We start from the raw sequence: 13187 nt of genomic DNA on the forward strand, positions 1-13187 counted from the left end.
TTCACCTTTAGTTTAAGACCATTTTCGCTATTTTGTGAACAGTGTTCTTCAATTCAACTTTCGGTGCACATTGTGCGCGGCGCCTGGCGGTCAGCGTGAGGTCGCCACCAGCATCGCCGCGCCGGCCAAATAGCAGCCGGCGATGGCCAGGCTCTCGAAGCCGATGCGGCCCGGCCCCAGGCGCTCGCGGTGGATCATGCCGACCAGCAGGATGGCGGTCATCAGCAGCGACAGTGCCACCCACAGCGCCACGCCGTCGGGCATGGCGTGATAGATCGAACCGCCGCGGTAGGCGAGGTCCGAGGCGGCAACGAACAGGGTGTCGAAGGCGTTGCCGCCGATGATGCCGGCCACCGCCAGAGTCAGCGCGCCGCGTCGCACTGCCGCCACCGAGGTGACGAGCTCCGGCAGCGAGGTGACCACCGCGGTCATCAGCACGCCCACCACCGACTGCCCGAGGCCGGTGTCCTCGGCGATCGTCGAGGCGGCCCCTTCCAGCAGCCAGCCGCTGGCGCCGAGCACCAGCGCCAGGCCCGCGAAGCTCAGCCACAGGCGTCGCGCCGAGCGTGACTGGGCGCGCGGGTCCGGCACGTCCGGCGTGGTCTCGCGGGTCTGGGCCGGGCGCCACATGGGGCGGTTCTGGGTACGGTCGGCGAGTCGCAGCCCGAACAGGTAGGCGATCACCAGCAGCGGAGTGACGGGATGCACCTGCCACAGGGTCCACTCCGGGGCGAAGCGGCCCACCAGCACCAGGGCCAGCAGGCACATCAGCAGGCCGCCCTGCATCAGGTTGCCGATGGAGGCGGCGGCGTGCTCCAGATTGGCTCGGCGATGGGTGAGATCGGCGACGGTCAGGAACAGGGTCTGCACGGCGATGCCGCCGAGGGCGTTGCTCATCGCCAGGGTCGGGTGGTCGGCGAGCGCCGCCGAGACCGAGAGCACCAGCCCCGATAGCGAGGTGGCCATGCCCAGCAGCACGGCGCCGGCGATGGCCTCGCCGAGGCCGGTGCGGTCGGCCAGGTCGTCGACGATGTGCGTCAGCTTGGTGCCCGCCACGCCGATCACCAGGCTAGCGCCGAGGAACAGAGCGATGGCGAGGCCGAGGGGCGGGTCGGTCAGCAAGGCACGTCTCCCATTGGGGAACGGGACATTGGCCGGGTGGGGTGGCCCTCTGGCATGTTGACTCCTGTCGTGGGCGCTAGGCTAGGAAGGCGCCGCCGACCCGGAAGGTCTGGGCCGGGCGATCCACGCTACTCCACCGTTTTTGCCAGGAGGCCGTCAAGCCATGAAGACGCGAATATTCTGGTCGATGGTCGGCTATACCGCCGTCCTCGGCGCCAGTCTCTTGACCCGGCACACCGCCCGGGAGGCCTATCGCAAGACGGCCGGCAAGGCCCCGCCGGAGAACCCGGGGCGGCGCGATACCCGCTGGCGCGAGGCGCTGGCCTGGGGCGTGGCGAGCGGCGCAATGGTCGGGGTCGCGCGGGTGGTCGGCCATCGCCTGGGCGACGAGGCGCGCCGTCGCAGCGAGCGCGGCCGGGCCCGCAAGCGCCTGAAGGGCTAGCTCGGCAAGGCCTCAGCCCGCCGACATTTCGCCGCGCAGGGGCGTCGCCAGGACCGTGGCCAGTGCATCGCCTTCGAGCCCCCGGGCGATCAGCACCTGCAATTTGGCCAGCGCCGCCTCTGGCGTGAGGTCGCCGCCGGGGATGACGCCGGCGGCATTCAGCGCCGCCCCGGTGGCGTAGGCACCCTGCTCGACGCACCCCTGGTGGCATTGGGTGACGTTGAGCACGGCGAGGCCGCGCCGAGTGGCTCGAGCGAGGCGGGCGATCAGCGCGCCGTCCAGGCCCGGCGGGTTGCCGACCCCGTAGGTGGTCAGCACCAGGCCGCGCAGCGTGGGCAACGCCAGCACCGCGTCCAGCAGTGCCGTCGACAGGCCGGGGTGCACCGGGAGCAGGGCCACCGCGCCCTCGGTGAAGGTCAGCGGAGTGAAGTCCGGGGTGCCGGTGGGCAAGGCCTCGTGCGTATGGAGTTGCAGGTCGATGCCGGCCTCGCCGAGCCAGGAGGCGTTGGGCGAATCGAAGGCGTCGAAGCCCTGGCTGCGGACCTTGCGGGCCCGGTTGCCGCGCAGCAGGCGATCATGGAAGGCGATGCACACCTCCCGCGGGGCTGCGTCGTTTGCCGCCGCCAGCAGGGCGGTGGCCAGGTTGGACGGCGCGTCGCTGCGCGGCTCGCCCAGCGGGATCTGGGCGCCGGTAAGCACCACCGGCTTGTCGAGGGCGCCGAGCATGAACGACAGCGCCGAGGCGGTATGGGCCAGGGTGTCGGTGCCGTGCAGGATCACGAAGCCGTCGTGGTCGTGCCAGTGCTCGGCCAGGGCGGCGACCAGGCGGTTCCAGTCCGCGGGGGCTAGGTCGGCGCTGTCGATCAACGGTGCCAGTTCGACCACGCGGCACTCAGGCAGGTTGCCGGCGTCGTGGCCGGCCAGGTGGCGGATCAGGCGGTCGGTGAAACCGGGGGCCGGCGCGTAGCCGTCGGGACCCGGTCGCATGCCGATGGTGCCGCCGGTATGCAGGATCAGCAGGCGTCGCATGATGAGACTTCCAGGCAGGGGGAGTGGCCCCGCTCGCGCGGGGCCGGGAGCATTAGTCGCGGGCGGAGGCCGGCGCATTGCCCATCGCCCGATGGGCGCGCTCCAGATCCTCGGGCTCCAGCTCCCAAGCTTGTGGATCCAGCGCCAGGTCCGGATGGTCCTTGGCATTGAAGATCGGCTGTTCGATGCCGCTGCGCCGCTGGCCGTCGAAGTCCTTGAGGATGCGCAGGCCCGGCTTGAACAGCAAGATCAGCGCGACCAGGTTGGCCACCGCCAGCAGGCCCATGGTCACGTCGGCAAAGCCGAACACGGTGCCCAGGTCGGTGGTGGCACCCCAGCAGACCAGCAGTACGATGGCCACGCGGAAGGCATTGAACAGGTTCTGGTTGCGGCGGCTGAAGAAGTTGAGGCTGTTCTCGCCCAGGTAGTAGTTGTAGAGGATGGTGCTGAAGGCGAACAGCAGCAGCGCCAGGCTGACGAAGGTGCGGCCCCACTCGCCCACGTGGTCGGCCAGTGCCGCCTGGGTCAGGGCGATGCCCGCCACCTCGTTGCCGGACGCCGGGTCATAGGCGCCGCTGAGCAGGATCACGAAGGCGGTAGCGGAGCAGATGATCACGGTGTCGATGAACACCGAGAAGGCCTGCACGATGCCCTGGTTGGCCGGGTGCGGCACATAGGCGACGGCGGCGACGTTGGGCGCGCTGCCGAGACCGGCCTCGTTGGAGAACAGGCCGCGCTTGACGCCCATCAGGATGGCGGCGCCGATGCCGCCGCCGATGGCCGGCTCGAGGCCGAAGGCGCTCTTGACGATCAGCGTGATCACCGCAGGAATCTCGGTGACGTTGAGGCCCAGCACCACCAGCGCGATCAGGATGTAGCCGCCGGCCATGAAGGGCACCAGGTACTCCGAGATGCGGGCGATGCGCTTGATGCCGCCGAAGATGATGAGGCCCACCAGCATGGCCAGGCCGAGGCCGCTGTAGAGCACCGGCACGCCGAAGGCATCGCCGAAGGAGGTGGCCACGGCATAGGACTGCAGGGCGGTGAAGGCGAAGCCGAAGGTCGCCAGCAGCAGCACCGAGTAGAGGCCGGCCAGCCAGTTCCAGCGGCGACCGAGGCCGCGGGAAATGTAGTAGGCCGGGCCGCCGCGATAGGTGCCGTCGCCCTCGGCCTGCTTGTAGGTCTGGGCCAGGGTGCACTCGAGGAAGCTGGTGGCCATGCCCATCAAGCCGACCACCCACATCCAGAACACGGCGCCCGGCCCACCTAGGGTGATGGCCACGGCGACGCCGGCGATGTTGCCGCCGCCGACCCGGCCGGCGACCGACAACACCAGCGCCTGGAAGGAGCTCAGGTGGCCGTGCTTGTCGCGCTTGAAGGCCTGGCTGGCGCCGAGGATGCGGAACATGCGGCCGAAGTAGCGGAACTGCACGAAGCGTGAGGCGAGGGTGAAGCCGACGCCGACGGCGATCAGCAGCACGAGCAGGACCTTGCCCCACAGCAGGTCGTTGAGGAAATCCAACATCCGGTTGTCTCCATCTTGGTGTTATTCGAAGTGCGGGGAGATTTAAGCAGGACGCAAGGGCGCTGGGATTTGACGCTCTGGTGCGCCCTGGCGCACTATCCGGCGCACCGAGTGCGCCAGACTGCACCAGCCGAGGGAGAAGGGGACATGCACGACGACTTTGCGGCCAACCTGCGGCTGCTGTGTAGCTACTACCGCTCCATCGCCGAGGTGTGTCGGCGGCTCGACATCAACCGGGCGCAGTTCAACCGCTACCTCAGTGGCCGCTACAAGCCCGCCGACCACACCATGCGTCGGATCTGTGACTTCTTCGGCGTCGAGGTCCACGAGATCCTGTTGCCCCACGAGGACTTCCAGCCGCTGGTGCGGCTGCGCCCCGAGGAGCGGGAAGCGCCGGCGCGGCAGGCGACTTCGCCTGGCATCCCGGCCAGCCTGCTCGACAAGGGGCGCCAGGGCATGTCGCGCTACCTGGGGTGCTACCACGAGTACTACCTGGCGATGTCGCAGCCGGGCCAGGTGCTTTGCACCCTGGTATGCCTGGAACGGCACGGCGACGATATCCTCTACCAGCGCACCGAGCGCATGCCGCCCATTGCCGGAGGTCGGTCCTGCCACAATCGCTATCGTGGGATGGCGCTGTTGTTGACCGATCGCCTATTCCTGGTCGACCACGAATCGCTCAACGGCCACGAGATCACCCAGACCATCCTGTTCCCTAGCTTCAAGAGCCACGTGTCGAGGCTGACCGGCCTCAAGCTGGGGGTGGCGGACAGCAGCGAGCGCATGCCCTGCTGCGTGCGGGTGCTCTACGAGCGCCTCCCCGATACCCTCGGCCCGCGCCAGGCGCTGGCGCGCTGCGGGCTCTACCCCCTGGACGATCCATCGCTGGATCCGCAGATCGTGGCGGCGATCCGCAACGACGTCGCCCCCGGCGAGTGGCAGTTCCGGGCCCGCTATCCCTGAGCCGACGGCTCAGATTCGGCCCAGCAACTGCCACCACAGATAATCCAGCGGCCACAGCAGCACCAGGCTCAGGACGGCCATGATCAGGCACACCCGGGCGCCGGTGCGCAGCGGCAGCCGGGCCGCCAGCAGCCCGACCACCAGCGGCGGCGCTTGGTAGGGCAGCAGGATGGTCGAGAACCCCACCACCTGGGTCATTGTCACCGCTTCCGGCGACCAGCCGGTGATGGCGGCGATCTCGGGTGCCAGCGGCGTCAGCACCGCGGGCACGCCAGGCAGGGTGAGAAAGGTGCCGAGCGTCATGGCCAGTCCGCCGAGCAGGCCGAAGGTGGTGCCATCGCCGGCGCCGTCCAGCGGCAGGGCGGCGAGCAGCACGTGGGCGACTCGCTCGCCTAACCCGCTGTGGTAGGCCAGGGCCCCGAGGCTAACGATGCCGGCGACGTAGAACAGCGACTCCATGTTCAGCGAGGCCAGGGGCTTGGCCGGCATCAGCCCGCTGCCGGGGAACAGGCAGACCAGCGCCGCCGTGAGACCGATCCAGGCCGGCGAGATGCCGTGCCAGGCGTCGCTGACCCACAGCGCCACCGCCAGGACCAACAGCAGGGCCAGGCGGCGGGCCGGGCGAGCCAGGGAGGCGGCGGCCTCGTCCTGACATGGGGGACCCGGAGCGCGATCCGGATAGAGCCGCAGCATCACGCCGATCAGGAGCAGCGCCTTGAGCAGCCCCAGCACCGGGAAGTGCAGCCACAGGTAGGCGCTGTAGGTAGGCGGCGCCCCGAGCACGGCCTCGCTGGCGCCCATCAGCACGTTGTTGGGCACGTTGGCCGGCAGGATGGCGTAGGTGGGCAGGAAGGTGCCCATCATGCCGCCGAGGATCAGCCCGGTGCGGCCCGGGCGGCCCTCCCCGTAGCCGAGGTGATCGGCCAGGGTCGAGAGGATCGGCACCATCAGCACGATGCGCCCCATGCCCGATGGCATGACGAAGGCCATCGCCACGCCCAGCGCTACCACTCCGGCCACCGCGCCGGGGTAGGAGGCCGTGAGCCGGGGGCCGACCCGCCGGGCGATGTCGGTGCCGAGCCCGGTGTGCTGGATCGCCGCCCCGATCACCAGGCCCGAGAACACCAGCCAGGTCGCCGCCGAGGCGAAGCCGGCGAAGATCGTCTCGGTCTCCGCCACGCCGGCCATCGTGCACAGCGTGAAGAACACCAGCGCCGTCAGCCACTGGGGCAGCCAGCCGGTCGCCCACAGGGCGATCGACAGCACGATCACGCTGGCCGCCCGGGTCATCGGCGCGGCCGTAGGCAAGAGCAGCAGGAAGGCGGCCACCGCGAGGATGGCGATCAGGCTGGCGAGATGGTGCAGGGAAGGGCGAGAGGCGGCGGGCATGGCGGCTCCGGGCGAGGGCAGAGCGGCGAGATTAGCAGGCGAACGAGTGACCGCTCAATCCGCGCTCATCCCGGGCGGGCCGGAAGGGCAAAGCAAGGGGGAAGCAAGCAGAGCGACGAGCGTCGCCCGGCACCGGCGACTCAGCGAGCGGTGCGCGCGCAGTTCTCGCGGTAGAGCGGGGCCTCGGCGTCCAGCGTCAGCGTTTCAGAGACGGTCTGGTAGTAGAACGGCTCGGCAGGGCGCGACGCGCGGAGATACTCGCCGCACAGGCCGTAGCCCTTGTTTACTTCGCGCAGGCGGATGAGCTCGATGTCGTCGCGAGTGTCGAGGCGCGCGGCGATGCGCGCGGCGATCTCGTCGTCGCGATTGGCATCGGAGACCATCTGGCCGCCGAAGATCAGGCCGGCGACGAGCAGGATGGCGACCACGGGGATCCACAGGTTGTGCATGGCGGGGCTCGCATGGTGCCCGCCGGCGCGAGGGCCGGCGGGCAGGGCGCTTACTTGACGCGCGGATCCAGTTCGCCGCGCTCGTAGCGCTGGAACATGGCCTCGAGGCCGAGCGGCTTGATCTTGCTGGCCTGGCCGGCGGTGCCGAAGGCCTCGTAGCGGGCCTTGGCAACGTCCTTCATGGCCGCGGTGCTGACCTTGAGGAACTTGCGCGGGTCGAACTCGGCCGGGTTCTCGGCCAGGAAACGACGCACCGCGCCGGTGGCGGCCAGGCGCAGGTCGGTGTCGATGTTGACCTTGCGCACGCCGTGCTTGATGCCCTCGACGATCTCCTCGACCGGCACGCCGTAGGTCTCGGGGATGGCGCCGCCGAACTGGTTGATCACCTCGAGCCATTCCTGGGGCACCGAGGAGGAGCCGTGCATCACCAGGTGGGTCTCGGGGATGCGGGCGTGGATCTCCTTGATGCGCTGGATGGAGAGGGTGTCGCCGGTGGGCGGCTGGGTGAACTTGTAGGCGCCGTGGCTGGTGCCGATGGCGATCGCCAGGGCATCCACGTGGGTGGCCTTGACGAAGTCGGCGGCTTCTTCCGGGTCGGTCAGCAGCTGGTCGTGGTCGAGCTTGCCCTCGGCCCCGACGCCGTCTTCCTCGCCGGCCATGCCGGTTTCCAGGCTACCCAGGCAGCCCAGCTCGCCCTCGACGGAGACGCCACAGGCGTGGGCCATCTCGACGGTGCGACGGGTCACGTCGACGTTGTAGGCGTAGTCGGTCGGGGTCTTGCCGTCGGTGCCCAGCGAGCCGTCCATCATCACCGAGGAGAAACCGAGCTGGATGGAGCGCTGGCACACCGCGGGGCTGGTGCCGTGGTCCTGGTGCATGACCACCGGGATGTGCGGGAACTCCTCGATGGCGGCCAGGATCAGGTGGCGCAGGAAGGGTGCGCCGGCGTACTTGCGGGCGCCGGCGGAGGCCTGGACGATCACCGGGGAGTCGGTCTCGTCGGCGGCTTCCATGATGGCGCGCATCTGCTCGAGGTTGTTGACGTTGAAGGCCGGGACGCCGTAGCCGTGTTCGGCGGCGTGGTCCAGCAGTTGGCGCATGCTGATCAGTGCCATGAAGTCACCTTGTATCGCGTGAAGGGACGCGGCGGGCCGGCGCCGCGTCCTGTCTCGTTGGGTAGGGGTAAGGGTTAGCGGGCTGCCGCTTCCAGGGCCGCCACGGCCGGCAGGGTCTTGCCTTCGACGTATTCGAGGAAGGCGCCGCCACCGGTGGAGATGTAGGAGACCCTGTCGGCGATGCCGTACTTGTCGATGGCGGCCAGGGTGTCGCCGCCGCCGGCGATGGAGAAGGCGTCGCTCTCGGCGATGGCGTAGGACAGCGCCTCGGTGCCGTGGCCGAACTGGTCGATCTCGAACACGCCGACCGGGCCGTTCCACAGGATGGTGCCGGCGGCCTTGAGCTGTTCGCCGAACTTGGCGGCGGTCTCCGGGCCGATATCGAGGATCATCTCGTCATCGTTGACCTGGTCGACCGGCTTGGTCACGGCCTCGGCCGAGTCGGAGAACTCGGTGGCTACCACCACGTCGCTAGGCAGCGGGATCTCGACCTTGGCCATCAGCGCCTTGGCGGCGTCGATCAGGTCGGCCTCGTGCAGCGACTTGCCGACGTTGTAGCCGGCCGCGGCGATGAAGGTGTTGGCGATGCCGCCGCCGACGATGATCCGGTCGCACTTCTCGGACAGCGCGTTGAGCACCTCGAGCTTGGTGGAGACCTTGGAGCCGCCGACGATGGCGGTCATCGGGCGCTTGGGCGTGGCCAGCGCCTTCTCCAGCGCCTCGAGCTCACGGGCCAGCAGCGGGCCGGCGCAGGCTTCGGGAGCGAAGCGGGCCACGCCGTGGGTGGACGCCTGGGCACGGTGAGCGGTGCCGAAGGCGTCCATCACGTAGACGTCGCACAGCGCGGCGTACTGCTTGGCCAGCGCCTCGTCGTCCTTCTTCTCGCCTTGGTTGAAGCGCACGTTCTCGAGCAGCGCGACCTCGCCCTCCTCGAGTGCGAGGTCGCTGCCCAGGTAGTCCTTGACCAGGCCCACACGGCGTTCGAGCAGCCCGCCCAGGTGGTCGGCCACCGGCGCCAGGGAAAATTCCTCGGCCGGCTCGCCCTCGGTGGGCCGCCCCAGATGGCTCATCAGCATGACCCGGGCGCCGGCCTCGAGCGCTGCCTGAATGGTCGGCAGGGCCGCTCGCAGGCGGGCATCGCTGGTCACCTTGCCGTGCTTGACGGGCACGTTCAGGTCCTCGCGGATCAGCACGCGCTTACCGCGGAGGTCGAGGTCGGTCATCTTGCGCACGTTCATGGAAGCAGGTTCCTCGTCTGGGAAAGCCGAAGGGGAGTCAGGCGTCGGAGGGCGGCACCGGGCCCAGTCGGGCGATGCGGCCGGCGACGTCGAGCATGCGGTTGGCGAAGCCCCACTCGTTGTCGAACCAGCACAGCATCTTGATCAGGCGGCCGCCGGCCACCCGTGTCTGGGTGGCGTCCACGATACCGGAGCGCGGATCGTGGTTGAAGTCGACCGAGGCCATGGGCTCCTCGGTATAGCCGAGCAGCCCGGCAAGCCGGGTGGCGCTGGCCTCGCGCAGCAGGGCGTTGACCGCCGATGCGGTGGTGTCGGTGCGCACGCACAGCGACAGGTCCATGGCCGAGACGTTGATGGTCGGCACGCGCACGTGCAGGCACTCGAAGCGCTCGGCCAGGTGCGGCATCAGGCGGTTGATGCCGCGTGCCAGGCCGGTATCCACCGGGACGATGGAGTGCATCGCCGAGCGGGTCAGGCGCAGGTCGGTCTGGTGGTAGGCGTCGATCACCGGCTGGTCGTTCATCGCCGAGTGGATGGTGGTGGTCACGCCGTGCTCGAGGCCCAGGGCCTCGTCGAGCACGGTGAGCACCGGCACCAGGCAGTTGGTGGTGCAGGAGGCCGCGGAGATCACCCGGCAGGACGGGGTCAGGTCGGCGTCGTTGATGCCGGTGACGATGGTGGCATCGACGTCGCTCTCGGCGGGCTGGGAGAACAGCAGGCGACCGGCGCCGGCGGCCAGATGGGCCTCGGCGGTGGCGCGGTCCTTGAAGCTGCCGGAGCACTCCAGCACCAGGTCGACACCGAGTGCCGCCCAGGGCAGGGCGGACGGGTCGCCCTCGGAGAGCACTCGGATCGGGCGGCCATCGATCACCAGGTGGTCGCCGTCGACCTCCACCCGGCCGGGGAAACGGCCGTGGGTGGTGTCGTAGCGGGTCAGGTAGGCGATGGTGTCGAGGCCGGACAGCTCGTTGATGGCTACCACCTCCAGTTCCGGCATGCCGCGTTCGGTCAGCGCGCGCAGCACGCACTGACCGATGCGACCGTAACCGTTGATGGCGATGCGTAGGGCCATGGCGTTGCCTGAGACTCCTGCCGGTGGGCACAAACCGGCGATTCTAGCGTATTTCGACGCCGACGTCGCGGCTGCTCCCGAGGCCTTGAAAAGCGCCCGGCCGCTCCTATCTATCGCTGTAGAGGGCCGGGCGCGGTGCCCGGCCCGAGGGTCATCACGACGATGACAGGAGGTGTTCGAGATGTTCGGAGATCTCAGGCGTTTCGATAGCGAGTGGGCGCCGGGCGGTGACTGGTTCCGGCGAGTGTTCGATGAGATGTGGCCCGGCCTCGAGGCCGCCGACATCCGGTCGGTGCCCCGTGGCAGCTTCCCGCGGATCAACGTGGCGCGCACCGATGAGGCGGTGCGGGTCTACGTGTTCGCGCCAGGGCTTTCTGCCGAGGAACTCGAGATCAGCCTGCAGGACAACGTGCTCACGGTCAGTGGCCGGCGTGATGCCGACGCCGAGCCGGGCGAAGCCGAGGCCGCCGCGCGTCGTACGCTGTTCCGCCGCGAGCGCGCCCGAGGCGATTTCAGTCGCTCCGTAGCACTGCCGGACGGGTTGGACCCGGAGCGTGCCGAGGCCAGCTTCCGCTACGGCATTTGTGAGGTCGTGCTGCCCAAGCGTGAGGAGCTCAAACCGCGGCGCATCACCATCCAGGCGGCATGATACTGGTGTTTCCGGTAGAGGAGGTGAGTGACATGAACGACGTCATCAAGCGTGACACGTCCCACGAGCCGGCCGAGCGGCGCTCGGATGCCGCCCTGCCGGCCGTGGATATCTTCGAGGAAGACAATGCCTTGCACCTGATCGCCGACATGCCCGGGGTGCGGCGCGAGTCGCTGACCGTCGAGGTCAACGACAACGTGCTCAGCCTCGAGGGCGAGATGGCGCTCGAGATGCCCGAGGGGCTGACCTCGATCTATGCCGAGGTGCGTTCGCAGCGCTATGCGCGCCGCTTCACCTTGAGCCACGAGATCGATGTGGACGCCATCCGGGCGAGCATCGACAACGGCGTGGTGCACCTGGTGCTGCCCAAGAAGGAGACCCACCGGCCGCGGCGTATCGACGTCAGAGCGGCCTGATCCCAAGGCGCTGGCGCCCCCTCGCTGGAGGGGGCGCCCTCTTGCCATCGAGCCGTCTCGGCACCCTGCCTAACGGGAGCCGCCGACAAGTCGGATTCGGGATGGCCAAGCGGGAGCTGCTTTCATGGTGCCGGTGGGCTGTCGCCGGCGATCGCTTGCTCTAGGCTAGGGGGGCGGCACCACATATCACAGTCCACCAGCCAGCCATCAAGGAGTAGAGTGGCGATGACCGATATAGCCCAGTTGCTCGGCGACGAGACGGAAAGCCTGCTGACCCACGAGTGCCGGGGCATCCCGGCCGCATCGATCCACCTGCCGGGCCCGGATTTCATCGACCGGGTGATGACCCATGGCGATCGTCCGCCGAACGTGCTGCGCAACATGCAGGCACTGTTCGACAATGGCCGACTGGGCGGCACCGGCTACCTCAGCATCCTGCCGGTGGACCAGGGCATCGAGCATTCCGCGGGCGCCTCCTTCGCGCCCAATCCGATCTACTTCGATCCGGCCAACATCGTCGAGCTGGCCATCGAGGGCGGCTGCAACGCCGTGGCCTCGACGCTCGGCGGCCTGGCCTCGGTGGCGCGGCGCTATGCCCACCGCATTCCCATGCTGCTCAAGCTCAACCACAATGAGACGCTGACCCATCCGGGGGTGTACGACCAGACGCCGTTCGCCCAGGTTGAGCAGGCCTTCGAGATGGGCTGCGTGGCGGTGGGTGCCACCATCTACTTCGGTTCCCCGGAGAGCCGTCGCCAGATCACCGAGATCAGCGAGGCCTTCGAGCGGGCCCACCAGCTGGGCATGGTCACGGTGCTGTGGGCCTACCTGCGCAACCCGGCCTTCAAGCACGAGGGTCGCGACTACCACACCGCCGCGGATCTCACCGGCCAGGCCATCCACCTGGCGGCGACGCTCAAGGCCGACATCGTCAAACAGAAGATGGCCGAGACCAACGCCGGCTATCGCGACATCGGCTTTGGCCACACGCATGGCAAGGTCTACGACGAGCTGACCACCGAGCACCCCATCGACCTGGCTCGCTACCAGGTGGCGAGCTGCTACATGGGCCGCGCCGGGCTGATCAACTCCGGTGGCGCCTCGGGCGGCGAGAGCGACCTGGCCCAGGCGGTGCGCACCGCGGTGATCAACAAGCGCGCTGGGGGCATGGGGCTGATCTCCGGCCGCAAGGCCTTCCAGAAGCCCATGGCCGAGGGGGTCGAGCTGCTCAACGCCATCCAGGACGTCTACCTGGACGACGCCGTGACGATCGCCTGAGCGGGCGGCTCGTCGGATCGGCTCGAGAAGCCGGCGGAGAGATGTGGGAGCGCAACTCGTTGCGCGAGAAGTTGGGGTTCTGGATCTCATCGGGCGCCTAACGGCGCCATCGCGCACTGAAGTGCGCTCCCACGATAAGTGGCAGGCCGCCAAGCATTCCCGCCGGTATGCGAAGAACCAGCAAAAAGGGCACGGCGAATGCCGTGCCCTTTGTCGTGTGCCGAGACGCGGCGATCAGTCGTCAGCGTCGTCCAGCAGCTGCTCGGCCTCGGCCACCAGGTTGTCCACGGTGAAGCCGAAGTGCTCGAACAGGTCGCCGGCCGGGGCGGACTCGCCGAAGGTGCTCATGCCGACGATGCGGCCTTCCAGGCCCACGTACTTGTACCAGACGTCACGATGGCCGGCCTCGACGGCGATGCGGTTGCCGACTTCCGCCGGCAGCACGGCCTGGCGGTAGGCGGCGTCCTGGGCGTCGAAGACATCGGTGGAGGGCATCGACA

At 68.9% G+C, this 13187-nt stretch carries 14 protein-coding genes; 5 read left to right on the top strand and 9 right to left on the bottom strand.

Annotated elements, in window-relative coordinates; genetic code table 11:
• Positions 1-90 precede the first annotated feature (90 nt).
• Complete coding sequence (locus tag ACGTN6_RS15895) at positions 91-1122, bottom strand: sodium:calcium antiporter (protein ID WP_394593397.1); 1032 nt, start codon at positions 1120-1122, stop codon at positions 91-93.
• 163 nt (positions 1123-1285) lie between these two features.
• Here ACGTN6_RS15895 and ACGTN6_RS15900 point away from each other — a divergent pair, with 163 nt between their 5' ends.
• Entirely contained in the window at positions 1286-1564 is a 279-nt protein-coding gene (locus ACGTN6_RS15900; protein WP_394593399.1) for a DUF4235 domain-containing protein, read from the top strand.
• A gap of 12 nt (positions 1565-1576) precedes the next feature.
• Here ACGTN6_RS15900 and ACGTN6_RS15905 read toward each other — a convergent pair whose 3' ends face one another.
• Together ACGTN6_RS15905 and ACGTN6_RS15910 are read right to left on the bottom strand one after the other, a co-directional pair.
• A complete protein-coding gene (locus tag ACGTN6_RS15905) occupies positions 1577-2593 on the bottom strand; it encodes an asparaginase (RefSeq protein WP_394593401.1) in 1017 nt (338 codons plus the stop codon).
• A 52-nt stretch (positions 2594-2645) separates the two neighbouring features.
• Positions 2646-4118, bottom strand: a complete 1473-nt coding sequence (locus ACGTN6_RS15910) for an alanine/glycine:cation symporter family protein (protein WP_394593403.1) — start codon at positions 4116-4118, stop codon at positions 2646-2648.
• Between the two features lie 147 nt (positions 4119-4265).
• Here ACGTN6_RS15910 and ACGTN6_RS15915 point away from each other — a divergent pair, with 147 nt between their 5' ends.
• The gene (locus ACGTN6_RS15915) at positions 4266-5081 is read left to right on the top strand and encodes a helix-turn-helix transcriptional regulator (RefSeq protein WP_394593405.1); all 816 of its coding nucleotides are present in this window, start codon (positions 4266-4268) and stop codon (positions 5079-5081) included.
• Positions 5082-5090: 9 nt separating this feature from the next.
• On the opposite strand, the gene ACGTN6_RS15920 is transcribed toward ACGTN6_RS15915, so the two are convergent.
• The 5 genes from ACGTN6_RS15920 to ACGTN6_RS15940 all read right to left on the bottom strand — a co-directional run bounded on the left by ACGTN6_RS15920 (position 5091) and on the right by ACGTN6_RS15940 (position 10344).
• A complete protein-coding gene (locus tag ACGTN6_RS15920) occupies positions 5091-6470 on the bottom strand; it encodes an SLC13 family permease (RefSeq protein WP_394593407.1) in 1380 nt (459 codons plus the stop codon).
• 140 nt (positions 6471-6610) lie between these two features.
• The gene (locus ACGTN6_RS15925) at positions 6611-6919 is read right to left on the bottom strand and encodes a hypothetical protein (RefSeq protein WP_394593410.1); all 309 of its coding nucleotides are present in this window, start codon (positions 6917-6919) and stop codon (positions 6611-6613) included.
• Between the two features lie 50 nt (positions 6920-6969).
• Entirely contained in the window at positions 6970-8034 is a 1065-nt protein-coding gene (gene fba / locus ACGTN6_RS15930; RefSeq protein WP_394593412.1) for a class II fructose-bisphosphate aldolase, read from the bottom strand.
• Positions 8035-8108: 74 nt separating this feature from the next.
• A complete protein-coding gene (locus tag ACGTN6_RS15935) occupies positions 8109-9272 on the bottom strand; it encodes a phosphoglycerate kinase (RefSeq protein ID WP_394593414.1) in 1164 nt (387 codons plus the stop codon).
• A 37-nt stretch (positions 9273-9309) separates the two neighbouring features.
• Positions 9310-10344 (bottom strand): type I glyceraldehyde-3-phosphate dehydrogenase, encoded by a 1035-nt coding sequence (locus ACGTN6_RS15940; RefSeq protein WP_394593417.1) that lies wholly within the window; start codon positions 10342-10344, stop codon positions 9310-9312.
• A gap of 181 nt (positions 10345-10525) precedes the next feature.
• On the opposite strand from ACGTN6_RS15940, the gene ACGTN6_RS15945 reads away from it, so the two are divergent.
• The 3 genes from ACGTN6_RS15945 (at position 10526) to ACGTN6_RS15955 (ending at position 12687) form a co-directional block, all read left to right on the top strand.
• Entirely contained in the window at positions 10526-10993 is a 468-nt protein-coding gene (locus ACGTN6_RS15945) for an Hsp20/alpha crystallin family protein (RefSeq protein WP_394593420.1), read from the top strand.
• Positions 10994-11025: 32 nt separating this feature from the next.
• Positions 11026-11409: an Hsp20/alpha crystallin family protein gene (locus ACGTN6_RS15950; protein WP_394593423.1), complete on the top strand. Its 384-nt coding sequence runs from the start codon at positions 11026-11028 to the stop codon at positions 11407-11409.
• 225 nt (positions 11410-11634) lie between these two features.
• Positions 11635-12687 carry a class I fructose-bisphosphate aldolase gene (locus ACGTN6_RS15955; protein WP_394593425.1) on the top strand — a complete coding sequence of 351 codons (1053 nt, stop codon included), beginning with the start codon at positions 11635-11637 and terminating at the stop codon, positions 12685-12687.
• A 234-nt stretch (positions 12688-12921) separates the two neighbouring features.
• On the opposite strand, the gene ACGTN6_RS15960 is transcribed toward ACGTN6_RS15955, so the two are convergent.
• Positions 12922-13187: transketolase-like TK C-terminal-containing protein (locus ACGTN6_RS15960; protein WP_394593428.1), on the bottom strand; the 266-nt coding region annotated here is incomplete at its 5' end.

Source organism: Halomonas sp. B23F22_20, assembly GCF_043496985.1.
GTDB lineage: Bacteria > Pseudomonadota > Gammaproteobacteria > Pseudomonadales > Halomonadaceae > Halomonas.

Excerpts from the sequence above, each read along its gene's own strand:
- ACGTN6_RS15900 (WP_394593399.1), top strand. The coding sequence starts at position 1,286 with ATGAAGACGCGAATATTCTGGTCGATGGTCGGCTATACCGCCGTCCTC.
- ACGTN6_RS15905 (WP_394593401.1), bottom strand. The coding sequence starts at position 2,593 with ATGCGACGCCTGCTGATCCTGCATACCGGCGGCACCATCGGCATGCGA.
- ACGTN6_RS15910 (WP_394593403.1), bottom strand. The coding sequence starts at position 4,118 with ATGTTGGATTTCCTCAACGACCTGCTGTGGGGCAAGGTCCTGCTCGTG.
- ACGTN6_RS15915 (WP_394593405.1), top strand. The coding sequence starts at position 4,266 with ATGCACGACGACTTTGCGGCCAACCTGCGGCTGCTGTGTAGCTACTAC.
- ACGTN6_RS15920 (WP_394593407.1), bottom strand. The coding sequence starts at position 6,470 with ATGCCCGCCGCCTCTCGCCCTTCCCTGCACCATCTCGCCAGCCTGATC.
- ACGTN6_RS15925 (WP_394593410.1), bottom strand. The coding sequence starts at position 6,919 with ATGCACAACCTGTGGATCCCCGTGGTCGCCATCCTGCTCGTCGCCGGC.
- fba (WP_394593412.1), bottom strand. The coding sequence starts at position 8,034 with ATGGCACTGATCAGCATGCGCCAACTGCTGGACCACGCCGCCGAACAC.
- ACGTN6_RS15935 (WP_394593414.1), bottom strand. The coding sequence starts at position 9,272 with ATGAACGTGCGCAAGATGACCGACCTCGACCTCCGCGGTAAGCGCGTG.
- ACGTN6_RS15940 (WP_394593417.1), bottom strand. The coding sequence starts at position 10,344 with ATGGCCCTACGCATCGCCATCAACGGTTACGGTCGCATCGGTCAGTGC.
- ACGTN6_RS15945 (WP_394593420.1), top strand. The coding sequence starts at position 10,526 with ATGTTCGGAGATCTCAGGCGTTTCGATAGCGAGTGGGCGCCGGGCGGT.
- ACGTN6_RS15950 (WP_394593423.1), top strand. The coding sequence starts at position 11,026 with ATGAACGACGTCATCAAGCGTGACACGTCCCACGAGCCGGCCGAGCGG.
- ACGTN6_RS15955 (WP_394593425.1), top strand. The coding sequence starts at position 11,635 with ATGACCGATATAGCCCAGTTGCTCGGCGACGAGACGGAAAGCCTGCTG.